This window comes from Burkholderia sp. MSMB1588, from assembly GCF_001546925.1.
Taxonomy (GTDB): domain Bacteria; phylum Pseudomonadota; class Gammaproteobacteria; order Burkholderiales; family Burkholderiaceae; genus Burkholderia; species Burkholderia humptydooensis.
In genome coordinates this window covers 266,047-287,516 of record NZ_LNJS01000001.1, presented here as the reverse complement: position 1 = coordinate 287,516, position 21,470 = coordinate 266,047, and the positions used below count along the sequence as shown (strand labels likewise).

The 21,470-nt window shown below is 70.1% G+C and carries 22 protein-coding genes; 6 read left to right on the top strand and 16 right to left on the bottom strand.

What is annotated here, in order from left to right:
* Positions 1-10 precede the first annotated feature (10 nt).
* Positions 11-337 (bottom strand): DUF2917 domain-containing protein, encoded by a 327-nt coding sequence (locus tag WS92_RS13100; RefSeq protein ID WP_059932683.1) that lies wholly within the window; start codon positions 335-337, stop codon positions 11-13.
* 101 nt (positions 338-438) lie between these two features.
* On the opposite strand from WS92_RS13100, the gene WS92_RS13095 reads away from it, so the two are divergent.
* Positions 439-1,401 carry a transcriptional regulator GcvA gene (locus tag WS92_RS13095; RefSeq protein WP_006024381.1) on the top strand — a complete coding sequence of 321 codons (963 nt, stop codon included), beginning with the start codon at positions 439-441 and terminating at the stop codon, positions 1,399-1,401.
* A 10-nt stretch (positions 1,402-1,411) separates the two neighbouring features.
* Here WS92_RS13095 and WS92_RS13090 read toward each other — a convergent pair whose 3' ends face one another.
* The 10 genes from WS92_RS13090 to WS92_RS13045 form a co-directional block, all read right to left on the bottom strand.
* The gene (locus WS92_RS13090; protein WP_004189266.1) at positions 1,412-1,720 is read right to left on the bottom strand and encodes an HP0495 family protein; all 309 of its coding nucleotides are present in this window, start codon (positions 1,718-1,720) and stop codon (positions 1,412-1,414) included.
* Positions 1,721-1,753: 33 nt separating this feature from the next.
* The gene (locus WS92_RS13085; protein ID WP_015600393.1) at positions 1,754-2,665 is read right to left on the bottom strand and encodes a D-amino acid aminotransferase; all 912 of its coding nucleotides are present in this window, start codon (positions 2,663-2,665) and stop codon (positions 1,754-1,756) included.
* Between the two features lie 85 nt (positions 2,666-2,750).
* Entirely contained in the window at positions 2,751-4,061 is a 1,311-nt protein-coding gene (locus WS92_RS13080) for a D-alanyl-D-alanine carboxypeptidase family protein (RefSeq protein ID WP_015601443.1), read from the bottom strand.
* A gap of 581 nt (positions 4,062-4,642) precedes the next feature.
* Positions 4,643-5,287, bottom strand: coding sequence for an alpha/beta hydrolase (locus WS92_RS13075; protein WP_059932685.1), 645 nt, complete (start codon positions 5,285-5,287; stop codon positions 4,643-4,645).
* A 34-nt stretch (positions 5,288-5,321) separates the two neighbouring features.
* Positions 5,322-5,639 (bottom strand): (2Fe-2S) ferredoxin domain-containing protein, encoded by a 318-nt coding sequence (locus WS92_RS13070; protein ID WP_015601571.1) that lies wholly within the window; start codon positions 5,637-5,639, stop codon positions 5,322-5,324.
* 152 nt (positions 5,640-5,791) lie between these two features.
* Entirely contained in the window at positions 5,792-7,003 is a 1,212-nt protein-coding gene (locus WS92_RS13065) for a VanZ family protein (RefSeq protein WP_170963089.1), read from the bottom strand.
* A 43-nt stretch (positions 7,004-7,046) separates the two neighbouring features.
* Positions 7,047-7,685, bottom strand: coding sequence for an ABC-type transport auxiliary lipoprotein family protein (locus tag WS92_RS13060; protein WP_059932687.1), 639 nt, complete (start codon positions 7,683-7,685; stop codon positions 7,047-7,049).
* Positions 7,686-7,703: 18 nt separating this feature from the next.
* Positions 7,704-8,633, bottom strand: a complete 930-nt coding sequence (locus WS92_RS13055; RefSeq protein ID WP_015601418.1) for an MlaD family protein — start codon at positions 8,631-8,633, stop codon at positions 7,704-7,706.
* A gap of 25 nt (positions 8,634-8,658) precedes the next feature.
* Positions 8,659-9,501 carry an ABC transporter ATP-binding protein gene (locus WS92_RS13050; RefSeq protein WP_059932689.1) on the bottom strand — a complete coding sequence of 281 codons (843 nt, stop codon included), beginning with the start codon at positions 9,499-9,501 and terminating at the stop codon, positions 8,659-8,661.
* Complete coding sequence (locus WS92_RS13045) at positions 9,498-10,622, bottom strand: MlaE family ABC transporter permease (RefSeq protein ID WP_059932692.1); 1,125 nt, start codon at positions 10,620-10,622, stop codon at positions 9,498-9,500. The genes WS92_RS13050 and WS92_RS13045 overlap by 4 nt, the downstream gene beginning before the upstream one ends.
* Positions 10,623-10,920: 298 nt before the next feature.
* Between WS92_RS13045 and WS92_RS13040 the strand changes: the two genes are divergently transcribed.
* The 5 genes from WS92_RS13040 (at position 10,921) to WS92_RS13020 (ending at position 16,415) form a co-directional block, all read left to right on the top strand.
* Positions 10,921-12,984 carry a bifunctional 2',3'-cyclic-nucleotide 2'-phosphodiesterase/3'-nucleotidase gene (locus WS92_RS13040; RefSeq protein WP_059932694.1) on the top strand — a complete coding sequence of 688 codons (2,064 nt, stop codon included), beginning with the start codon at positions 10,921-10,923 and terminating at the stop codon, positions 12,982-12,984.
* Positions 12,985-13,059: 75 nt separating this feature from the next.
* Positions 13,060-13,953, top strand: coding sequence for a tetratricopeptide repeat protein (locus tag WS92_RS13035; protein WP_059932695.1), 894 nt, complete (start codon positions 13,060-13,062; stop codon positions 13,951-13,953).
* A 292-nt stretch (positions 13,954-14,245) separates the two neighbouring features.
* On the top strand, positions 14,246-15,196 hold the full coding sequence (locus tag WS92_RS13030; RefSeq protein WP_006024368.1) for a biotin--[acetyl-CoA-carboxylase] ligase: 951 nt from the start codon (positions 14,246-14,248) through the stop codon (positions 15,194-15,196).
* Entirely contained in the window at positions 15,193-15,975 is a 783-nt protein-coding gene (locus WS92_RS13025) for a type III pantothenate kinase (RefSeq protein ID WP_006024367.1), read from the top strand. The genes WS92_RS13030 and WS92_RS13025 overlap by 4 nt, the downstream gene beginning before the upstream one ends.
* A gap of 107 nt (positions 15,976-16,082) precedes the next feature.
* Entirely contained in the window at positions 16,083-16,415 is a 333-nt protein-coding gene (locus WS92_RS13020; RefSeq protein ID WP_059932715.1) for a hypothetical protein, read from the top strand.
* A gap of 34 nt (positions 16,416-16,449) precedes the next feature.
* Here the strand turns inward: WS92_RS13020 and rfaE2 are convergent, their stop codons facing one another.
* From rfaE2 to WS92_RS12995, 5 genes are all read right to left on the bottom strand, one after another.
* Complete coding sequence (rfaE2, locus tag WS92_RS13015) at positions 16,450-16,935, bottom strand: D-glycero-beta-D-manno-heptose 1-phosphate adenylyltransferase (protein WP_006024365.1); 486 nt, start codon at positions 16,933-16,935, stop codon at positions 16,450-16,452.
* A gap of 149 nt (positions 16,936-17,084) precedes the next feature.
* A complete protein-coding gene (locus tag WS92_RS13010; protein WP_009911126.1) occupies positions 17,085-17,960 on the bottom strand; it encodes a ferritin family protein in 876 nt (291 codons plus the stop codon).
* 476 nt (positions 17,961-18,436) lie between these two features.
* Positions 18,437-19,669, bottom strand: a complete 1,233-nt coding sequence (locus WS92_RS13005; RefSeq protein WP_006024362.1) for a patatin-like phospholipase family protein — start codon at positions 19,667-19,669, stop codon at positions 18,437-18,439.
* A gap of 36 nt (positions 19,670-19,705) precedes the next feature.
* A complete protein-coding gene (locus WS92_RS13000; protein ID WP_015602345.1) occupies positions 19,706-20,518 on the bottom strand; it encodes a PhaM family polyhydroxyalkanoate granule multifunctional regulatory protein in 813 nt (270 codons plus the stop codon).
* A gap of 88 nt (positions 20,519-20,606) precedes the next feature.
* Positions 20,607-21,434, bottom strand: a complete 828-nt coding sequence (locus WS92_RS12995) for an enoyl-CoA hydratase/isomerase family protein (RefSeq protein WP_059932697.1) — start codon at positions 21,432-21,434, stop codon at positions 20,607-20,609.
* Positions 21,435-21,470 lie beyond the last annotated feature (36 nt).

The following is a 21,470-nucleotide window of genomic DNA, read 5'->3' as shown; positions in this document are numbered from 1 at the left end:
GGTGCGACGCTCAGACCGTGCGCCACCCGTCGCGAAAGAGCGCGACGAATCGCGCCGCGAGCCGCATGATGCCGGACACGGCCGCCTGCTGCGGCGGCACGATCATCGAGAACGACACGCACGCGCTCGTCGCGCCGTCGGCGCTCAGCCACAGGCGCTCGCCTCGCCGCAGCTTCAGCGTCTCGCCGGCGCACAGGAAATAATCGTGGACATCGTTGCTGCGCGTCGCCCAGACGGGCGCGCCCCGCACGGTGAGCCGCGTGCTGCGCGCGACCTTCATCGGCACCGTTTCGCCGGGCTGGATCTCGAACGTGATGCTTGAGGAAATCTCTTTCATGACAGCCTCCGCCAAAATTGCTTCAGTGGCTACAATCGTAGTTCCCACAAGGCTTTGCGCAAAACGATCGATTCTCACGTGCTTGTGAGAAAAACTAACCGATGACCGTCCGTCAACTGCCGATGCTGAACGCGCTGCGCGTGTTCGAGGCCGCCGCGCGGCACGAAAGCTTCTCGCGCGCGGCGAACGAGCTGTCCGTCACGCACGGCGCGGTCAGCCACCAGATGCGCGCGCTCGAAGCGGAGCTCGGCGTGCGGTTGTTCGTGCGCCACGGCAAGCGGCTCGCGCTGACGGAGGCTGGCGGCCGCTACGCGCAGCAGGTGCGCGCCGCGCTCACGCTCCTCGCCGACGCGACCCGCGAGATCCGCGCGAGCGACCGGGACAAGCGGCTCGTCGTATCGACGCTGTCATCGTTCGCCGCGCGCTGGATCACGCCGCGCATCGGCCCGTTCATCGAGCGGCATCCGGAGATCGACCTGGAGCTGCGGGCAAGCGATTCGCTCGTCGATTTCACGCGCGACGACGTCGACGTCGCGATCCGCTTCGGCTACGGCGTCTATCCGGGGCTGTACGTCGAGCCGCTCCTCGACGAGACGTTCTTCCCCGTCTGCGCGCCCACGCTCAACGGCGGCGTGCTGCCCGAGACGCCCGCCGATCTCGTCCGCTATCCGCTGCTGCGCTCGGACGACGAGCTGTGGCGGCCGTGGTTCGACGCGGCGGGCCTCGACACGCTGACCGAGCCGAAGCGCGGCGTGCTGTACCAGGATTCGTCGAATCTGCTGCAGGCGGCGATCGACGGCCAGGGCATCGCGCTCGTGCGGCGCTCGCTGGCGGTGCCCGAAGTGGCGGCGGGAAGAATCGTGCGGCTGTTCGACATCGCGGGGCCGAGCCCGTGGCACTACTTTTTCGTGTGCCCGCCGTCGCTCGCGCAGACGCCGCGCGTGCAGGCGTTCAGGACCTGGCTGCTGGACGAGATCGCGCGCTTCAAGGCGCTGTGCGCGGCGCAGGAGGCGCGGCACGCGGCGGCCTATGCTGCCGCGCGTGCGCGAAAGGAAGAGGATTAGCGGCCGGCCGTCACAGCACGACCTTGACCATCGGGTGGCCCGTCAGCGCGCGGTAGATGTTGTCGAGCTGCGCCTGGCTCGTCGCGCGCACGGTGATCGTGAGGCCCGTGTAGTTGCCGCCGCTCGACGCGCGCTCCTCGATCTTCTCGAGATCGATCTCGTTGTCGTGCACGCTCACGACCTTGAAGATCGTATCCTTGAACTCCGGATGCGCGCGGCCCATCACCTTGATCGGGAAGTCGCACGGAAATTCGAGCAGCGTTTCCTTGGGCGTTGCGATTTCGCCCGTCAGCTCGACGGTCTTGTTCGGTTCGGTCATGTCGTTTCTCCACGCGTCGGCGGGGCGGCCCGCTCAGACGCTTTCCATCTCGCGCGCCTTCGCCCGCTGGTACGCGGCGTACAGCGCCTCGAACACCGGGCCCGGCTGGCCGCCCTGCACTGGCAGATCGTCGAGCAGGGTCACGGGCAGGATTTCCTTCGTCGCCGACGTGAGCAGGATCTCGTCGGCTGCACGCAGCTCCGCTTCGTTGATCTCGCGCGCGACGAAGCGGATCCCGCACTCCTCGGCGAGCTCCTCGACGAGCGCGTAGCGGATCCCTTCGAGAATCCTGTTGCTGCGCGGCGGCGCGATCAGCTCGCCGTTCTTCACGATCCACACGTTCGAAGACGAGCCTTCCGTCACGTTGCCGTCGCGCAACTGGATCGTCTCGGTCGCGTCGTGTTCAACCGCATGCTGCGCCATCAGCACGTTGCCGAGCAGCGACACCGACTTGATGTCGCAATGCAGCCAGCGGCGGTCCTCGGCCGTCACGCAGCGCACGCCTTGCGCGCGCTGCGCGTCGGTCGGCAGCACGAGCGGGCTCGCCATCGCGAACACGGTCGGCACCGCGTTCGCCGGAAACGCGTGGCCGCGCTTCGCGACGCCGCGCGTCACCTGGATGTAGACGATCGCGTGCTGGCCGTCTCCGAGCGCGGCCGCGTTCGCGCCGACGACCCGCGCGACGAGCGCGCGCCAGCCCGCTTCGTCGTGCGGATCGGCGATGCCGATCTTCTTCAGGCTGCGCGCAAGACGCGCGAGATGCTGCGCGATCCGGAACGGCGCGCGGCGCGCGCCGTCCGCGTAGACCGGCACGACTTCGTAGACGCCGTCGCCGAAGATGAAGCCGCGGTCGAGCACCGGCACGCGCGCTTCGGAAAGCGGCACCAGCTCCTCGCGCGAAGCGACGCTCAGATAGACGATCGGTTCGATGTCGGCTTGACTCATGGCGTTGAACGAATGACGAAAATCGTGACGGAAGGCGAATGCCTGCGGCGCCGGCGTGCCCGGCGCCGCAGGCGGTGCGGACAGCTTACTTCTTTTTGCTGAACATCAGCAGGATCGAATCCCAGATGCGGCCGAGGAGGCCTGCTTCCGGCACCGGCTGCAGCGCGACGACCGGGAATTCCGCCACCATCTTGCCGTCGGCGACGAGCTTCACCGAGCCGACCGCCTGGCCGTCCGCGAGCGGCGCGATGAGCGGCGCGTTCAGCGCGACTTCCGGCTTCACCTTGTCCGCCAGGCCGCGCGGCACGGTGATGAACTGGTCCTTCTTCACACCGACCTGCACGTTGTTGCTCTTGCCCTTGTAGACGCGCGGCGTGTCGATCGGCTGGCCGGCCTTGTACAGGCGCACCGAATCGAACGCGGTGTAGCCGTAGCTCAGCATCTTCATGCTGTCCTGCACGCGGTCGCTCTCCTTCGTCTCGCCCATCATCACGGTGACGAGGCGGCGCGTCGCGTCGGCCGCGCCCGGCAGCGAGCGCTTCGCCGACGCGATCAGGCAGTAGCCCGCCGCCTGCGTGTGGCCGGTCTTCAGGCCGTCGACGGTCGGATCGAGCCACAGCAGCCGGTTGCGGTTCGGCTGCTTGATGTTGTTGTACGCGAATTCCTTGACCGAGAAGATGTTGTAGTAATCCGGATAGTCGCGGATCAGGTGCGTCGACAGCTTCGCCAGGTCGCCCGCCGTCGTGTAGTGATTCGGGTCGGGCATTCCGTTCACGTCGGCGAAGTGCGTGTTCGTCATCCCGAGGCGCTGCGCCTGCGCGTTCATCATGTTGACGAACTGCCCTTCGCTGCCGCCGACGAGTTCGGCAAGCGCGATCGCCGCGTCGTTGCCCGACTGGATGATCATCCCGTAGACGAGGTCGTGCACGCTGACGGGCTTGTTCGCCTCGATGAACATCCGCGATTCGTCGCGGCCGACGCGGCGCACCGCTTCGCCCGGCGTGACGATCTGCTCCATCGTGATCTTTTTCGAATCGAGCGCCTCGAACACGAGGTAGGCCGTCATCAGCTTCGTGAGCGACGCGGGCTCGACGCGCTCGTCGGCGTTGCCGGACGCGAGCACCTGATTGCTCGACGCATCGACGAGCACCCACGAGCGCGCGTTCACGCCGGGCGGCGGCACCGCGCCCGGCACGTACGTGGCGGGCGCGCCCGTCGGCGCGGCGGCGGCCGGCGCGGCCGCGTGCTTCGCCTTGGCGGCGGGCTTTGCCTGCGCGACGGCGATCGTCGACACGAGCGCGGCGGGCAGCACGATGCCGAGCGCGACGTTACGCGCGGCGACGGCGATGGCGGTGGAGGAAGCGAGTGACGTGAGGCCGAAGGAAGACAGACGCATATCGATTCAGGCTGATGGCAGAAATGGCAGCGCGCACGGGGCGCGCGGTTGAAGGGCCGGTCGGCGGCGTTCCGGCGGCATGTCGGGGAACGAAGGCTCGCGAAACGCGCCGATTGGACAGGCGGCGGCGCGATCGGTTCGCAGAGCGAAAAGCGGCGCGGCGGCCTGCACGGCGCATCGGACGTCCGTGCGGACGGGCCGACGCAAACCTAGGGTCTGTTTACATACGGAACGTGCATGCGTTGCCACGAGAACGGCCGCTCGCGAGGCGCGCGACGCTGCGAATACTGGACGTATTCGCAAGGAGCGCAACGCGGCGAGCGGCCGTTCTCGTGGCAACCCCAAACTTGGAATCCATTCCAGGGGAATGCCCGAAATCGCCCGTAGGGCGGCGTCGCTCGTCGCTTGTCCCCCAAGGGGACTTCCTTCGGGGCGTTTGGCTCGGCCAAACCGCGCTCCTCGCTTCTTGCCCTACGGGCGATTTCGGGCATTCGCATGCACGTTCCGTATGTAAACAGACCCTAGCCATTATACGGAAGTTCGCCGCGGGGGCCCTTCGGGATCGAGACGCTCGCTGCCCGTCAGCGCCACGCGCCGACGACGACGCGCTTCAGGATATGCAGCTTGCGATGGAAGAAATGCTCGGCGCCCGGAATCACGACGACGGGCAGCTCCTGCGGACGCGCCCAGTCGTAGACCGATGCGATCGGCACCGTGTCGTCGTTCTCGCCGTGGATCACGATCGTGTCTTCCGGCACGTCGGCGACTTGCCAGCGGCTCGCCGCCGTGCCGACGAACACCATCCGCTCGATCGCCTGCCCCGCGTCGCGCAGCCGCTTGCCGACGTGCGACAGCACGAACGTGCCGAACGAGAAGCCGGCGAGCACGATCGGCAGCTCCGCGTGGCCGGGCAGCGCGCGCATGTGCGCGAGCACCGCGAGCAGATCGTCGACTTCGCCCGCGCCGTTGTCGTGCTCGCCCTCGGTCGCGCCGACGCCGCGAAAATTCGAGCGGATCACCGCGTAGTTCAACTGGACGAAGATGCGCGCGAGCGTCTGCGCGACCTTGTTGTCCATCGTGCCGCCGAAGAGCGGATGCGGATGCGCGACGAGCGCGATCCCGCGCGGCGCGGCCGAGCCGTTGCGCACGGCGTCGGGCAGGTCGATCGCGATCTCGATGTTGCCGACGGGGCCGGCGACCAGGGACTTCTGGGTATGGGCGTTCATGCGACAGCGTGTGGGGCGATTCGAAAAACCGTGCTCAAATTCTCAGGCGCTCAACGACCTGGCCGTCGCGCAGATGCGATTCGACGATTTCGTCGATGTCGCTCTTGTCGACGTACGTGTACCAGGTGCCTTCCGGATAGACGACGACGACAGGGCCTTCCTCGCAGCGGTCGAGGCAGCCCGCCTTGTTGACGCGCACCTTGCCCGCGCCCGCGAGGCCGAGCTCCTTGACGCGCTTCTTCGCGTATTCCTGCATCTCCTGCGCGCCGCAGTTCGCGCAGCTCGGGCGCTCGGCGTCCTTTTCGCGCTGGTTCAGGCAAAAGAAGACGTGGTGTCGATAGTAGGGATCCATGATGTGGCCCATTGCGTGCGGACGCCGCGTGAGCGCCCGGCGTTATTGGACAGAAACCCGGACAGAAACCCGGACAGAAACCCGGATTGAAACTCGGATTGAAACGATCAGCCGGCATCGGCAGGCAGGTCGCGGCCGGTAGTCGTGGCCGATTATAGCGACCGGCGCCGTTTGCCGCTGGCGCCGCGCGAAGCGCCCGCCCCGCGCTTCGCGAGCCACGCGCGCTCCGCGCGGCCGGCAAGCCAGACGAGCGCCGCGTACGGCCAGATCCACGCGAGCCAGCGCGCGATGCTGTTGAAGTGCACGTAGCGGCCCTGCTGCCAGCCGGACAGCGCGAAATCGAAGAACGGATTGACGGGCAGCACGTTGACGAGCACGAGCGCGACGGCGAGCGCGGCCGCCGCGAGCGCCGCGCGCCATGCGCCCGGCAGCCGCAGCGCGACGAGCGCGGCGACGAGGCCCGCCGCGATGCCGCGCAGCGCGCCGGGCGTCGCCCAGTCGAACACGAGCCCCGTGTGCGACTGCATGAACGTCGCGGCCGCCTTCAGCGCGAGCGCGAACGCGGTGAAGCCGACGACGAGCCGCACGCGCGGCGCGCGCACGCGCATCGCGAGCGACGCCACCGCGAGCGCCGCGAACAGGCCGAGCGCGGCGAGCAGCGTCTCCCATGCGGAATCGGACAGGAGGCCGTCGAGCCGGTCCGGCCACGCGGGCACATTCCACGCGCCGGGCGCCCATGCGAGGAGCGCGCCGCGCATCGACACGTCGGCGCGCTCCCACAGCTCGCTCGGCCAGTCGCCGATGCCGAACAGGAACGGCGACGGAAACAGGATCGCGCCCGCCCACAGCGCGGTGAGAAAGAGCGGCGTCGGCGCGTCGCGCTCGAACCACGCGAAGCGCACGCGCCGCACGACGCCGCGCTCGATCAGCGCGGTCGCGGCGGGCGCGGCCGCCGCCGCGCCGACGAGCGCGCCGAGCGCGTTCGCCGCGAGATCGAGATTCGACGACACGCGCGTCGGCAGGTAGGTTTGCAGCGCCTCCATCGCGCCCGACAGCAGCGCGCCCGCGAGCGTCGCGGCGAGCACGGCCGGCACGCCGCGCAGCGGATAGAGCGCGAGCACCGCGAGCGCGCCGAACGGCAGATAGCCGATCACGTTGCTGACGACGTCGAACGCGGTCAGATAGCGCGGCAGCGGCGCGAGCAGATAGTCGAACGGGCCGATGCCGAGCGAGCGCCAGCCCGTGAACGGATAGAGCGACGCATAGACGACGAGCGCCGCGTAGACGGCGAACGCCTGACGCGCGAGCGTCGACTGGCGACGCTGCCGGCGCGCGGCGGGCGTCATCCCGGCGGCGCCGGGCACGGCGCGGCACGCGTCATCCCGGCGGCGGCGCGCGCGGCGGCGTTCATGGCGCGGCCGCGTAAGCCTGGACGCCGAGCCACGCGACGATCTGCGCGACGAGCTCGTCGCTCGCCGAGGCGAGCGCCTGCGCGCCGCCCGCCGCATCCGGCGTGCTCGCCGGCGCGCGCGACACGAACGTGCGCTGGCCGAGCACCCGGCCGTCCTGCGTGAGCGTCGCGCGCGCGGTGACGGCCGCGTGGCTCTCCGAGCGGCCGTCGAACACCTGCTCGAACTCGGACAGCTCGACCTTCAGCACCGGCGCGCGCACGCCGTCGCCACCCTCGAGCACCGCGCCGCGCAGCGACAGCGCGCCGCGCAGCCGCTGCGTCAGCAACTGCGCGGGCGGCGCGGTCCATTTGCTGTCGCGGTAGACGGCGATCCGCTGCGCGTCCGCATACGCGAGCCGGTAGACGAAGCGGTCCGAGTTGAGCGCGTCGGGCGCGCTCACGTCGAGCACCTTGAGCGCGGGCCCCGCGCCCGCCGACGCGGCCGGCTGCGCCGGACCGAGGTCGTAGCGGATGTTCGTGAGCGCGGCGGGCGTGCCCGCGCAGCCGCTCGCGCCCGCGATCGCGAGCACCGCGGCGAGTGCGAGCGCCGGACGGCCGCGGCGGAACAATGAACCTGACATGAAGTGTGCGTGCATCGCGAATTCCAGAAAAACTTATTGGGCAGGCGTGGCGCCCGGCCACACGAATCCCGACTCGCCCGGGCCCGGCTCCGCCGCCGGCGCGCCGAACAGCAGGCTGCGCGGATTGCGGCCGACGTCGCCCGCGACGTCCTTCAGCGTGCGCGACGTGTCGCCGACGTTCGTCGCGAGCGCGTTGAAGCGCGGCAGCGTGTCGTAGCGCACGCGCGCGCTCAGCTCGGCAAGCGTGTCGTTCATCGACGCGAGCGCCTGCCCCGCGCGGTTCAGGTTCGCGACGAGCGGCCCGCCCGGCGCGACGAGCGCGTTCGCCGAGCCGAGCGCGCGGTTCACGTGCGCCATCGTCTGCGGCATCTGCGCGAGCGCGGGCTCGACCTGCTTCGACAGTTGCGTGATGCCGTCGGCCGCTTGCTGCATGCTCGCCGCGGTCGCCTTCAACTGGCCGCGCATCTCGGGCGACAGCATCTCGTTCACGCTCTTCGCGGCGATCTCCATCTGCTTGAGCAGCACGTCGCCGCGCTGCTGGAGCTGGTCGAACAGGCTCGGGCGCATCGGGATCTGCGCGACCGCCTTCGCCGACGTCGGCAGCGGCGCGAGATCGGCGCCCGTGTCGTCTAGCTGCACGAACGCGATGCCCGTCACGCCCTGGAAGCCGAGGCTGCCGAATGTCGAGCGCGTGATCGGCGCGTTCGTGTCGACGAGGATGCGGATCACGATCTGGCCCGGATGGCCGCGATCGAAGTTGATCGACTGCACCTTGCCGACGTCGAGCCCGCGATAGCGGACGGCCGCGTCGGGAAAGAGCCCCGTCACGTTCGAGCGCGACACGAGATCGTACGGCGCGCGCACCGTGCGATCGACGTTGAACCAGTAGACCGCGCCGACGATCGCGGCGAGCAGCGCGATCGTGAAGAGGCCGGCCCAGAACGCGTGTGATTTGTTTTCCATGCGGGGGTTCCCTCGTGTTCCTCGACTACAGCTCGACGTCCGACGGCGCCGGCTCGAGCGCGGCCTTCGGCAGGCGCGCGCGACGCTCGGGCGGCAGCGCCTGCAGCGCGCGGCGGCCGCGCCGACCGAGAAAGTATTCGCGGATGAACGGATGATCGACGCCCGCTGCCACCTCGACGCTCGCCGCGACGAGCACCTTGCGCTCCGCGATCACCGCGACGCGCGTCGACAGCGCGACCATCGTGTCGAGATCGTGCGTGACCATCACGACGGTCAGGCCGAGCGTGCGATGCAGCGTCGCGATCAGCTCGACGAACTCGTCGGACGCGCCGGGGTCGAGCCCCGCCGTCGGCTCGTCGAGGAACAGCAGCTCCGGCTCGAGCGCGATCGCGCGCGCGATCCCGACCCGCTTGACCATCCCGCCCGACAGCGCAGCCGGCATCTTCGACGCATGCTTGCACGGCAGCCCGACCATCTCGAGCTTGAGCATCACGATGTCGTGCAGCAGATCTTCCGGCACGCGGCCGAGCTCGCGCAGCGGCTGCGCGACGTTGTCGAACACGGTCATCGACGAGAACAGAGCGCCGTGCTGGAACAGCATGCCCGAGCGGCTGCGCATCACGCGCGCGGTGTCGGCGTCGATCTTCGAGGTGTCCTCGCCGAACACCCTGATCGTGCCGGCGCTCGGCCGCTCGAGCCCGAGGATCTGCCGCACGAGCGTCGTCTTGCCCGAGCCCGAGCCGCCGACGATCGACACGATCTCGCCCGCGCGCACGTCGAAGTCGAGATGTTCGTGGACGACGTTGCGCCCATAGCGCTTCGTCAGGTCGCGCACCTCGATCACGAAATCGTCGTCGCGCGTGCTCATCCGAGCCCCACGTTCTGGAAAAGGATCGCGAACACCGCGTCGGCGAGGATCACGACGGTGATCGACGTGACGACGGACGTCGTCGTCCCTTCGCCGAGGCTCTGCGAATTCGCCTTGATCCGGAAGCCGAAGTGGCACGCGACGAGCGCGATCAGCATCCCGAACACGACGCCCTTGCCGAGCCCGATGAACAGGTTCGCGATCGGCACGACGGACGGCAGCGAGCGCACGAAGAAGTTCAGGTCGATGCCGAGCACGAACTTCGCGGCGAGCGCGCCGCCCGTGAGCGCAATGACGTTGGTCCACATCACGAGGAGCGGCATCGCGACGCCCAACGCGAGCACGCGCGGCAGCGTGATCCGCAGGCCGTGCGGAATGCCCATCACGCGCATCGCGTCGAGCTCTTCCGTCACGCGCATCACGCCGATCTGCGCGGTGATCGCGGAGCCCGAGCGGCCCGCGACGAGGATCGCCGACAGCACCGGTCCGAGCTCGCGGATCACCGAGAGGCCGAGGATGTTGACGATGTAGCGGTTCGCGCCGAACAGTTGCAACTGCTGCGCGGACAGATACGACAGCACGATGCCGATCAGGAACGCGACGAGCGCCGTGATCGGCAGCGCCTTGGTGCCCGCCGCGTAGACGTTCGCGGAAATTTCCGTCCACGGCATCGTGCGCGGCCGGCGCAGCACCGACAGCAGATCGACGATCAGGCCGCCGAGCAGCGCGATGCCGCCGTACAGGTGCTCGCCGAACGTGAAGAGGCCCTGGCCGAAGCGCGTGACGGGATCGATCCGCACGACGGGCTCGGGCGCCTCGCGGCCCGCGTCGAGCCGCTCGATGCGCTCGAACACGATCCGCTGGGTGTCGGTGAGCGCGATCCCGGCGGGCAGCCTGCGGCCCCACACGCGCCACAGCGCCTGGCCGCCGACGTGGTCGAGCCGGTCGACGCCCGACAGGTCCCACTCGCCGACGGACTCCTTCGCGAGCCGGGCGATCCGGCGCGCGACGTTGCCGCGGTCGCGCGCGAGCGCGAGCGCCGTCCACTGGCCGGACAGGCGCACGGTCTGGCCTTGGCTGCCGGCGTCGACCGACAGGCCGGGAGGAGTCTGGAAGTTCAAGGGCGATTTTGCAAAACGGTGACAGCGGCCATTGTAGCGAACCGCTTCGCCGCGCGAAGTCTCGTTTCGCCCGGCCGCCCGGCGCGGCGCGCGCGAGGCGCGCGGCCCGCACCGGCGGCTCCCGCGCCGCGCAAGCTTCCGGTATGCTTTCCGCACGCCTTCCGGTCAGCCTTCCGAACGCTTTCATTCTTCGGTCACGTTTCCTTTCGATACTCTCACGCGCTGCATGCCAGGCCGCCGGCGCATGCGCCGCTCACGCCATCCCCGGCTCAACGGAAACAGAACAGGAAAAATCCCGATGCCATCCCCCTTGCGTTTTCGCCGGCGGCGCCTAGCCGCCGCCCTCGTCGCGTGCGCGGCGCTCGTCGCCGGCTGCAACGACGACGTCGACTCGCCGCCCCCCGCGTCGTCCGACGCGCAGGCCCCCGCCGGCACGAAGGCGACGCTCGCCTTGCTCGAGACGACCGATCTGCACACGAACGTCCTGTCGTACGATTACTTCAAGCTCGCGGCGGACAAGTCGCTCGGTTTCGAGCGCGTCGCGACGCTGATCGCGCAGGCGCGCGCGCAATACCCGAACACGCTGCTGCTCGACAACGGCGACACGATCCAGGGCACGGCGCTCGCCGACTACCAGGCGCTCGTGAAGCCCGTGTCGTGCAGCGAGACGCTCGCGATCTACAAGGTGATGAACGCGGCGAGGTTCGACGGCGGCGGCATCGGCAATCACGAATTCAACTACGGACTGCCGTACCTGTCGCAGGTGACGGGCAACGCGTTCGCCGTCGACGGCCTGCCCGATCCGGCGCAGCAGAAGAAATGCGCGGGCCCGGGCTTCCCGCAGGTGCTCGCGAACGTGATCAGCGCGAAGACGAACGCGCCCCTCTTCACGCCGTACACGATCCTCACGAAGACCGTCACCGCGACGACGCCTGACGGCCACACGATCACGGCGCCCGTGAAGGTCGGCATCATCGGCTTCACGCCGCCCGCGATCATGAGCTGGGACAAGCGCTGGCTCGACGGCAAGGTCTACACGACGGGCCTGAAGGAAGCGGCCGAGAAGTACATCCCCGAGATGCGCGCGAAGGGCGCGGACCTCGTCGTCGCGATCTCGCACGGCGGCCTCGACAACTCGCCGTACTCGCCGACTATGGAAAACGGCAGTTGGTGGCTGTCCACCGTGCCCGGCATCGACGCGATGCTGATCGGCCACTCGCACCAGGTGTTCCCCGACGCGACGAGCACGGTCGCGCAGTTCAACCTGCCGGGCGTCGACAAGGCGAAGGGCACGGTCAACGGCGTGCCGACCGTGATGGCGAACTACTGGGGCAAGCACCTCGGCGTGATCAAGCTCGGCCTCGCGTTCGACGGCAAGACGTGGAGCGTCGACAAATCGCAGACGAGCGTCGAGGCGCGCTCGATCCAGAATCCGGACAAGAGCTACGTCGCCGCCGATCCGTCGGTGGCCGCGGCGATCGCGGCCGAGCATCAGGCGACGATCGACTACGTGAAGACGCCGATCGGCAGCACCGACTACCGGATGACCAGCTATTTCGCGGACGTGGGCGACCCGGGCGCGATCCAGATCGTCAACGAGGCGCAGGCCGACTACGTCGCGAGCTACGTGCAGGCGAACCTGCCGCAGTACGCGTCGCTGCCGGTGCTGTCGGTGAGCGCGCCGTTCAAGAGCGGCTTCGGCGGCGGCAACGACTTCACCGACGTCGCGGCGGGCGCGCTCGCGATCAACAACGCGGCCGACCTCTACCTGTATCCGAACACGGTCTACGCGGTGAAGGTGAGCGGCGCGGACATCAAGAACTGGCTCGAGACCGCGGCGAAGCGCTTCAACACGATCGATCCGACGAAGGCGACCGTGCAGAAGCTCGTGAGTTCGTTCCCCGGCTACAACTTCGACATGTTCACGTCCGCCGATCTGCGCTACGAGATCGACGTCACCCAAGCGGTCGGCAGCCGGATCAGGAACCTCGTGTACAAGGGCGCGCCGATCGATCCGAATGCGCAGTTCATCGTCGCGACGAACAACTACCGCGCGAGCGGCGGCGGCAACTTCCCGGGCCTCGACGGCAGCAAGACGATCTTCGCGTCGCCCGACGCGAACCGCGACGTGCTGATCGCGTACATCAAGAAACGCGGCCAGATCACGCGCGCGGCGGACGGCATGCAGCGTAGCTGGCGCTTCACGAAGCTCGCGGGCTCGATCGCGCACGTGCAGTTCGCATCGGCGCCGAACCTCGTCGCGCTCGCGAACGCCGCGAGCGTCGCGGGCATCACACAGGTCGCGGCCGACGACGGCTCCGGCAAGGGGCTCGCGACTTACGAGATCGATCTGACGCAATGACGGAGCGGGCGGCGCGCCCCGCCAAGACGCGCCGCGCGCCGCCCCGCCCGTCGACCCTGAAACCGATTCACCTCGATGATGAACGCGACCAAGAATCTGCTCTCGACTCATGCTCAAGCCGCGACGCCGCCCGATGGCGCCCGTCGCCCATCGCCGCTGCGGCGCCTGCTGCGCGCGACGCTGTCGCCCGTCGGCATGCTCGCCGTCGCGGCGGCGCTCGCGGCGGGCGTCGCCGCAACGGACCGGATCGGGCGCCCGGCGTCCGGCGCGCCGGGCGTCACCCGCGCGCAACTCGACGAATGGCGCGCGATGGTCGAACAGGCGGCCGAGCCGAACGCGCTCGGCCGCCTGCGCGCGCTCGCGCGGCGCGGCTCGACCGACGCGCAATCGGCGCTCGGCCTTGCGCTCGCCGGCTCGCGCGATCTCGCGCTGCGCGACGAAGGCAGGCGCTGGCTCGAAACGGCCGCGCACGCGAACCCGGCCGGCCGCGCGCCGACGAGCGCCGGCGTGCGCGACGCGCGCCTCGCGCTCGGCAAGGCTTGGCTGCTCGGCACGGGCGGCGTCGCGCGCGACTACCCGCGCGCGCTCGCGATGCTGCGCCCGCTCGCCGCCGCGGGCGATCCGAACGCCGCGTACTACGTCGGCCTCATCTACCGCAGCGGCTACGGCACGCCCGCCGATCCGACCGAGGCGGCCCGCTGGTTCGAGCTTGCCGCGCGGCACGACATTGCGGCCGCGCAGTTCATGCTCGCGAACGCTTACCGCGACGGCAGCGGCGTGCATCGCGACGAAGCGCGCGCGCTCGCGCTGTACCGGCAGGCCGCCGACCACGAGCTGCCGGAAGCGGTGCAAACGCTCGCGATCGCATACCGCAACGGCGAGCTCGGGCTGCCGCGCGATCCCGACGCGTTCCATGCGCAGTGGATCGAGGCCGCGCACGCGCTCAAGCATCCGGCGCTCGCGCCTTGAGCGGGCGGTGACGGCGAGCGGGGCGGTGACGGCGGAGCGGTGACGGCGGGGCGGTAACGGACAACGACGGGTAGCGGGCGGCGAATGACAGGTAGCGGATGGCGAGTGGCGGTGACAGGCGACGGCCCGCCGCCGTGAGCGCGGGCCGCTACGCAGCGCCGCCCGTGCGCGGCTATGATGGGCGCATCGCCGACGAACCCGCGCACGGACGCGATCCGCCCTCCCCGTCAAGCGACGGGACCATCGAACATTACGCTGGCAACCGTCGGCCAGTTCCGCAACAATACGCGCCATGAATGTCGCCACCCAACCTTCAACGCCCGCGAGCGACGGGCCGCTCATCGATCGCGCCCGCGTCGATGCGCACCTTGCCCCCGCCGCGCGCGAATGGTCGATCGAAATCGTCGACACGACCGGCTCGACCAACGCCGACCTCGGCGCGCACCTGAAAACGCTGCCCCGCCGCCGCGACGCGCTCGCCGCGCCGATCGCGCGCGTCGCGTACGAGCAGACGGCCGGGCGCGGCCGGCAAGGCCGCCCGTGGTTCGCGAAGCCGGGCGACGCGCTGCTTTGCTCCGTCGCGTGCGTGCTGCCGCGCCCCGTTGGCGCGCTCGCGGGGCTGAGCCTCGCCGTCGGCGCGGCGCTTGCCGAAGCGTTCGCCGCGCTGCCCGCCGAACCGCGCGACGGCGTCGCCGACGACGCCCGCCGCATCGCGCTCAAATGGCCGAACGACCTGCTCGTCGCGACGACGCGCGACGGCGAAACCGCGATCGTCGGCAAGCTCGCCGGCGTGCTGATCGAAACCGTCTGGAACACGAGCGATGCGACCGCGGTCGTGATCGGCTTCGGCGTCAACGTGCGCACGGCCGACGCCGCCGCAGCCGAAATCGACGCGCTGCGCGCGCGCGACGCGACGCTCGCGGGCGGCCTGCCGCCCGTCGCGCTCGCCTCGGTGCGCGCCGGCGCGACGCTCACCGATACGTTCGCCGCCGCGCTGAACGCGCTCGCCGCCGCGCTGCCCGCGTTCGCGGCCGACGGCCTCGCGCCGTTCGCCGCGCGCTGGAACGCGCTGCACGCTTACGCGGGCCGCGAAGTCGCGCTGCTCGAACGCGGCGTGGAGCACGCGCGCGGCATCGCCGTCGGCATCGACGAAACCGGCCAGTTGCTGCTCGACACGCCCGCCGGCCGGCAGGCGATCGCGGCGGGCGACGTGTCGCTGCGCGCGCCGGGAGCCGTCCGATGAGCGGTTTGCGCTTGCTGATCGACGCGGGCAACAGCCGCATCAAATGGGCGCTCGCGGATACCGAGCGCCATTTCGTCACGAGCGGCGCGTTCGAGCATGCGGACGACACCCCGGACTGGTCGACGCTGCCCGCGCCGCGCGGCGCGTGGATCTCGAACGTCGCCGGCGACGCGGCCGCCGCGCGCATCGACGCGCTGATCGACGCGCACTGGCCCGCGCTGCCGCGTACCGTCGTGCGCGCGAGCGCCGCGCAGTGCGGCGTGACGAACGGCTACGCTGAGCCTGCGCGCCTCGGCAGCGACCGCTGGGCGGGGCTCATTGGCGCGCACGCCGCGTTTCCGGGCGAGCATCTGCTGATCGCGACGTTCGGCACCGCGACGACGCTCGAAGCGCTGCGCGCGGACGGCCACTTCGCGGGCGGGCTGATCGCGCCCGGCTGGGCGCTGATGATGCGCTCGCTCGGCATGCACACAGCGCAGTTGCCGACGGTGTCGATCGACGCGGCGACGAGCCTGCTCGACGAGCTCGCCGCGAACGACGCGCCGCACACGCCGTTCGCGATCGACACGCCGCATGCGCTGTCGGCCGGCTGCCTGCAGGCGCAGGCGGGGCTCATCGAGCGCGCGTGGCGCGATCTCGAGCAAGCGTGGAAGGCGCCCGTGCGGCTCGTGCTGTCGGGCGGCGCGGCGGATGCGATCGTGCGCGCGCTGACCGTCCCGCACACGCGGCACGACACGCTCGTGCTGACGGGTCTCGCGCTGATCGCGCATTCGGCGTGACGCGCGCCGTGCGCGGATGCGGCCTGCGCGCCGCGCGCACGAAGCGGGGCCTCGCGGCGATGCGCGACGGAGTGAGGGTAACGAAACGATTCCTGGGAGTATTGACGATGCTGCGCTGGCTGATCTCGATTCTCTTTCTCGCCAACATGCTCGCGTTCGTCGTGGTGCGCGGCGTGTTCGGCCCGCTGCCCGCCGCGGGCCCGCGCGAGCCGGGCCATGCGCTGCTGCAGGTGCGGCCGGATGCGCTGCGCGTGACGCCCGTGTCGCAGGCGGCGGATCAGCCGATCGTCGGCGGGCCGATCGTGTCGCCGACGCTCGACACCGCGCCGCTGAACGCGTTCGGCGCAGCGCCGGGCTGGCCGGCGGCGTCGGCATCTTCATCGTCGCCCGCTGCGTCCGCCCTCGCGCCAACCTCCCCGCGCGCCCCCGCCGCGCGATAACCCGGCGGCAGACCACCGTCGCGCGCGCACTCGCTCAGCTCGACTGCGAGCGCACCTTCTTCAAGAGCGCGGTCGTCGAGCGCTCGTGCTCGAACGGTATCGCGAGCGAGCGCCCGCCCCATCCGCGCACGAGCGCCGATTCGGGCAGCGCGTCCATGTCGTAGTCGCCGCCCTTCACGAGGATGTCGGGGCGCACCGCCTCGATCAGCGACACCGGCGTCTTCTCGTCGAAGCCGACGACCCAGTCGACGCATTCGAGCGCGGCGAGAAGCGCCATCCGGTCTTCCTGCACGTTGATCGGCCGGTCGTCGCCCTTGCCGAGCATGCGCACCGATGCGTCGCTGTTCACGCCGACGATGAGGCACGCGCCGAGCGCTTTCGCGTCGGCGAGATAGGTGACGTGGCCGCGATGCAGGATGTCGAACACGCCGTTCGTGAAGACGACGGGCGCGGGCAGCGACGCGCGCAATGCGACGAGCGCGTCGCGGGTGATCAGCTTGCGTTCGAACGAAGCGGGCATGGGGCGAAAACTCGTTGGACGGATGAACGGGAAAACGATGTCGAGCGTCGCGGCTCACACGCGCCGGCCGCGACCCGCATCGGCAAGAATCGGCAAAAGAAAAGCCCGCCGGACCTGCGAGCGGGCCTGTCGCGATGCGGCGCCGCGCGTCACACGGGCTGCGTGGCGGCCGGGCCGCTCTCCGGCTGCAGGCGCGCGGTCACTTCCTTGCGGTAGCGGTTCAGCTCCTGCGCGGTCGCGAACGTGCGCTCGAACAGCACCGACAGGTTGTGCAGAATCCGCTCGACGACCTTCTTCTCCCACTCGCCGTCGAAGCGGATCTGCTCGTCGAGCCAGCGCTCGAGCCATTCCGGATCGGGCAGGCGCGACTGCACGGTGTCGCGCGGGAACAGCGACTGGTTCACGTGCAGGTTCGTCGGGTGCAGCGGCTTCTCGGTGCGGCGCGCCGACGCCATCAGCACGCCGATCTTCGAGAACGCCGCGCGCGCGACATCGCCGCAGTTGCTGAGCGCCTTCTTCATGTAGCGCAGATACGCGCCGCCATGACGCGCCTCGTCGCGAGAAATCGTCTCGTAGATGTGCTTGATGACGGGCTCGGTATGCCACTCGGCCGCACGGCGATACCAGTGGTTCAGGCGGATCTCGCCGCAGAAGTGCAGCATCAGCGTCTCGAGCGGCGGCGCCGGGTCGAACTCGAAGCGCACCGCGTGCAGCTCCTCCTCGGTCGGCATCAGCTCCGGCTTGAAGCGGCGCAGGTACTCCATCAGCACGAGCGAATGCTTTTGCTCCTCGAAGAACCACACGCTCATGAACGCGGAGAAGTCGCTGTCGTGATGATTGTCGCGCAGGAACATCTCCGTCGCGGGCAGCGCCGACCACTCGGTGATCGCGTTCATCTTGATCGTCTTCGCCTGCTCGTCGGTCAGGAGCGACGCGTCGAACTTGTCCCAAGGGATGTCCTTTTCCATGTCCCAGCGGACAGCTTCGAGCGACTTGTAGAGTTCCGGATAAAGCATGGTGTTCATGGTCCCACCCCTGTTCTGCGCAATGCGACAACTAAACGAGACTGTTGCGGAAAATCGGCCCAGTGAGGGCGCTTTCGCGGCCAAGTCGATAATTTTACGCGCTAATCCGGGCCCGGACGCAGGTTTCGCGCCGGACGCCGGGCGACCGCGCTTCCACCGTGGGGCAGGCCGCACTCAGCGCTCCCGGCGATCGGAAGCCGTGCCGCGCGTGCCTGAAAGGCGCCGGCGCACCGCCGGCTTCGTTGCAAGGCCCCGCACGCGCCTGCCGTCCTGGACGGCCGCGCGCGAGCGGCCCGATGTGATGTATTCGGCGGCGGCCATGATAGCACGCGACCATGACCGTTCCGGGACGGCGGCGAACGCCAGAGCCGCGCCCGTGCGGCAAAGCGTCGCAGCGAAAGCATTCCGTCAGCGTGGCGAAAACGCAACCGAAACCGCGGGGGCGACGGCCGGACGCGCCGAGTTCGCCGCGCCCATCACATCGTCGTCCGCCGCGCGACGCTCGCGCCCGCACCGACGCTCGCGCCGGGAGCGCGCTCGGCCTCCGCGACGCGGCGCTCGGCGGACGCGATCCACTGCGCGAGCCGCTCGCGCTGCCCGTGAGCGTCGCGGTAGCCGAGCTCGACGAGTTCGCGCGCAAACTCGGCCTCGAACAGCAGATAGCTCGCGAACGACGCGCCCGCCGGCTTGTTGCCGCCGACCGCGCCAAGCAGCCCGCGCACCGTGAGCGGCAGCCGCTTCAGATGCTTCGACGCGATGAGCTCGATCCGCTCGGACGGCGCGATCGCGAGCACGTCGACGTGCCGCCAGCCGCTCGCCGGCTCGACGTACGCGGGCAGGTGCTCGATCATCCGGTTCACGTGGTCGATCCGCTCGATGTCCGCGCCGATCGAATCGAGGAACACGCTCGCGAGCACCTGCTGGCCGATCTGCGCGAGCGACGGGTAGCCGCGCCCGTTGCCGCTCGCGGCGGGCACCTCGGGCCGCGGGTCCGCCGCGCCGACGACGACGATCCGGTCGCTGCCGAAATGGATCGCGGGCGACAGCGGCGCGATCTGCCGGATCGAGCCGTCGCCGAAATATTCGATCTGGCCGTCGAGCACGAGCGGCACCGCGGGAAACACGAACGGGATCGCCGACGACGCGATCAGATGCTCGGCCGACAGGTCGACCATCCGCGCGGTGCGCTCCGCGCGCCGCCATGCCTGGATCGGCTCGCTCGCCTGATAGAACGTCAGGTGCCGGCCGCTCGAATAGCTGAGCGCCGTCACCGACAGCGCATGCAGCTTGCGCGCCTCGAGCATCAGTTCGATCCGGCGGAAGTCGAGCTCGCGCCGCAGCAGGTAGGCGAGCGGCGCGTTGTCAAGCAGCCCGCGCGGCGAGCGGCGCGCGGCCCAGCCGATGCTCATCGCGGCAAGCCAGCGCGCGCCCGCGGCGGCGATGCCGAGCCAGTCGGTCCGGTAGACGCGCTCGGCGCGCAGTTGCTCCCAGAATTCGAGCAGACGCCGCACACCGTACTCGAAGTCGTCGGCGTGGCTCGCGAGCGACGTCGCATTGATCGCGCCCGCCGACGAGCCGCAGATCACCGTGAACGGCGACGTGCGCCGCTTCGGATCGACGTCATGCGCGATCTCGGCGAGCCCCTTCAGCACGCCGACCTGATACGCGGCGCGCGCGCCGCCTCCCATCAGCACGAGCGCGAGCCGCATGTCTGCCTCAGCGTGTCCTCATCGGCGCCGCGCGCGTCACGGGCTGCGCTTCGCCGGCTTCTTCGCGGCGGCGGGCTTCGCTGCGCCGGCCGCGCTCGATGCGCTCGATGCGCCCGGCGCGCGGTCGGCCGCCGAGCCGCTCGCGCGCGGGGAAGCGGCGCGGCGTGTCGCCGGCTTCTTCGCGGCGGACGGCTTCGGCGCGGCGGCCGCGCCCGACGCGTGCGCGTCGCCGCCCGCCGCCATGCCCGGCTGCGTCATCGCAAAACGCGCAAGCTGATCGAATTGCGATTGCAGCAGGTTCCACCAGCCCGCCGGATCGAATGCGTCGGCGGCGGACGGCGGCGTTTCGTTGCCGGCGTCGCCCGCCGCGCCCGCCTCGGCGCCCGTATCCGAGCCGGCGCGCGCGTCGGCCGGCTCGCCGGCGCACGCTTCGCGCTTCGTCGCCGGCGCGGATTCGCGCTGCGCCGAGTCGTCGGGCGACAGCGCGGCTTCGGCAGCGGCCATCGACGTCTGCGCGAGCGTGCCAAATGCACGCAGCGTCGCGAGCGTCGCGCGCTGCACCTCGAGCGCCTGGATCGCGGATTGCAGCATGCCGAGATTGAGCTTCAGCCATTGCTCGACCGCGCGCAGATCGGTGATCCGCTTGTCGAGCTCCTCGACGCTCGCGAGCGGCGCCATCAGGTCCGACATCGCCGACAGCGAAGGCGGCAACCCTTGCGACGCACCGGGAAACGCGCTCATTGCGCCGAACGGTGCAAGACGCATCATGTCCCACATCTTGTCGAGGAAGCCGGCGGGCTGAAAGCCGCCGTAGCCGGAAAACGGATTGGAGCCGTTGGTGTCGGTCATCGTCGATTCCTTCGAAGCGAGTGAAGCGGGTCGCGGAGAAACGCCGCGCGGCGGCGGCGTCCATGATCGATCATAGCGCGCGCGGCGCTCACGAAGGCGCGTCGCCCGTGAAGTCCGGCGCGCGGCGCTCGCGCAGCGAGCGAATGCCTTCGCGCACGTCCGGCCCGGAAAATCCCATGAATTCGAGCGCGAGCGATGCGTCGAACGTCGGCCCGGCGAGCCGCAGCCAGTTGTTGAGCGCGTACTTGGTCCAGCGGATCGCGCTTTGCGAGCCTTGCGCGAGGCGCTCCGCGAGCTCATACGCCTTCGGCAGCAGATCGTGATCGTCGACCGCGAGCGACACGAGCCCGATGCGCTCGGCTTCCTCACCGCTCACGGGCTCGCAGAGGAGCAGGTGGTATTTCGCCTTCGCCATCCCGCACAGCAGCGGCCAGACGATCGCCGCGTGATCGCCCGCGGCGACGCCGAGACGCGTGTGGCCGTCGATGATCCGCGCGCTCTTCGCGGCGATCGACACGTCGGCGAGCAGCCCCGCGACGAGCCCCGCGCCGACGGCCGGCCCGTGCATCGCCGACACGATCGGCTTGCCGCAGTTGATCACGTTGTAGACGAGATCGCGCGCCTCGCGCCAGACGCGCTCGCGCACCGCGTGATCGCCGGCCATCCGCTCGACGAGCGCGAGATCGCCGCCCGCCGAGAAGCCCTTGCCCTCGCCGCGAATCAACGCGACGCGCGCGTCGGGATCGCGGTCGACGTCGCGCCAGATGTCGGCGAGCTCGCGGTGCATCGCCTCGCTCGCGACCGCGAGGCCACTGCGGTTCGCGCCTTCGCCGCTCATCACGATTTCGACGATGCCGTGCGGCTGACGCCGGACGCGCAGCGCTTCGTAGCCGGCATAGAGAGCGAGATCGGTCATGCTGGACCTCCCTTCGAGGTGGGTGTGGAGTTGGCG

Bases quoted from the DNA above. Each gene is read 5' to 3' on its own strand.
- WS92_RS13100 (WP_059932683.1), bottom strand. From the start codon at position 337: ATGAAAGAGATTTCCTCAAGCATCACGTTCGAGATCCAGCCCGGCGAA.
- WS92_RS13095 (WP_006024381.1), top strand. From the start codon at position 439: ATGACCGTCCGTCAACTGCCGATGCTGAACGCGCTGCGCGTGTTCGAG.
- WS92_RS13090 (WP_004189266.1), bottom strand. From the start codon at position 1,720: ATGACCGAACCGAACAAGACCGTCGAGCTGACGGGCGAAATCGCAACG.
- WS92_RS13085 (WP_015600393.1), bottom strand. From the start codon at position 2,665: ATGAGTCAAGCCGACATCGAACCGATCGTCTATCTGAGCGTCGCTTCG.
- WS92_RS13080 (WP_015601443.1), bottom strand. From the start codon at position 4,061: ATGCGTCTGTCTTCCTTCGGCCTCACGTCACTCGCTTCCTCCACCGCC.
- WS92_RS13075 (WP_059932685.1), bottom strand. From the start codon at position 5,287: ATGAACGCCCATACCCAGAAGTCCCTGGTCGCCGGCCCCGTCGGCAAC.
- WS92_RS13070 (WP_015601571.1), bottom strand. From the start codon at position 5,639: ATGGATCCCTACTATCGACACCACGTCTTCTTTTGCCTGAACCAGCGC.
- WS92_RS13060 (WP_059932687.1), bottom strand. From the start codon at position 7,685: ATGCACGCACACTTCATGTCAGGTTCATTGTTCCGCCGCGGCCGTCCG.
- WS92_RS13055 (WP_015601418.1), bottom strand. From the start codon at position 8,633: ATGGAAAACAAATCACACGCGTTCTGGGCCGGCCTCTTCACGATCGCG.
- WS92_RS13050 (WP_059932689.1), bottom strand. From the start codon at position 9,501: ATGAGCACGCGCGACGACGATTTCGTGATCGAGGTGCGCGACCTGACG.
- WS92_RS13040 (WP_059932694.1), top strand. From the start codon at position 10,921: ATGCCATCCCCCTTGCGTTTTCGCCGGCGGCGCCTAGCCGCCGCCCTC.
- WS92_RS13035 (WP_059932695.1), top strand. From the start codon at position 13,060: ATGATGAACGCGACCAAGAATCTGCTCTCGACTCATGCTCAAGCCGCG.
- WS92_RS13030 (WP_006024368.1), top strand. From the start codon at position 14,246: ATGAATGTCGCCACCCAACCTTCAACGCCCGCGAGCGACGGGCCGCTC.
- WS92_RS13025 (WP_006024367.1), top strand. From the start codon at position 15,193: ATGAGCGGTTTGCGCTTGCTGATCGACGCGGGCAACAGCCGCATCAAA.
- WS92_RS13020 (WP_059932715.1), top strand. From the start codon at position 16,083: ATGCTGCGCTGGCTGATCTCGATTCTCTTTCTCGCCAACATGCTCGCG.
- rfaE2 (WP_006024365.1), bottom strand. From the start codon at position 16,935: ATGCCCGCTTCGTTCGAACGCAAGCTGATCACCCGCGACGCGCTCGTC.
- WS92_RS13010 (WP_009911126.1), bottom strand. From the start codon at position 17,960: ATGAACACCATGCTTTATCCGGAACTCTACAAGTCGCTCGAAGCTGTC.
- WS92_RS13005 (WP_006024362.1), bottom strand. From the start codon at position 19,669: ATGCGGCTCGCGCTCGTGCTGATGGGAGGCGGCGCGCGCGCCGCGTAT.
- WS92_RS13000 (WP_015602345.1), bottom strand. From the start codon at position 20,518: ATGACCGACACCAACGGCTCCAATCCGTTTTCCGGCTACGGCGGCTTT.
- WS92_RS12995 (WP_059932697.1), bottom strand. From the start codon at position 21,434: ATGACCGATCTCGCTCTCTATGCCGGCTACGAAGCGCTGCGCGTCCGG.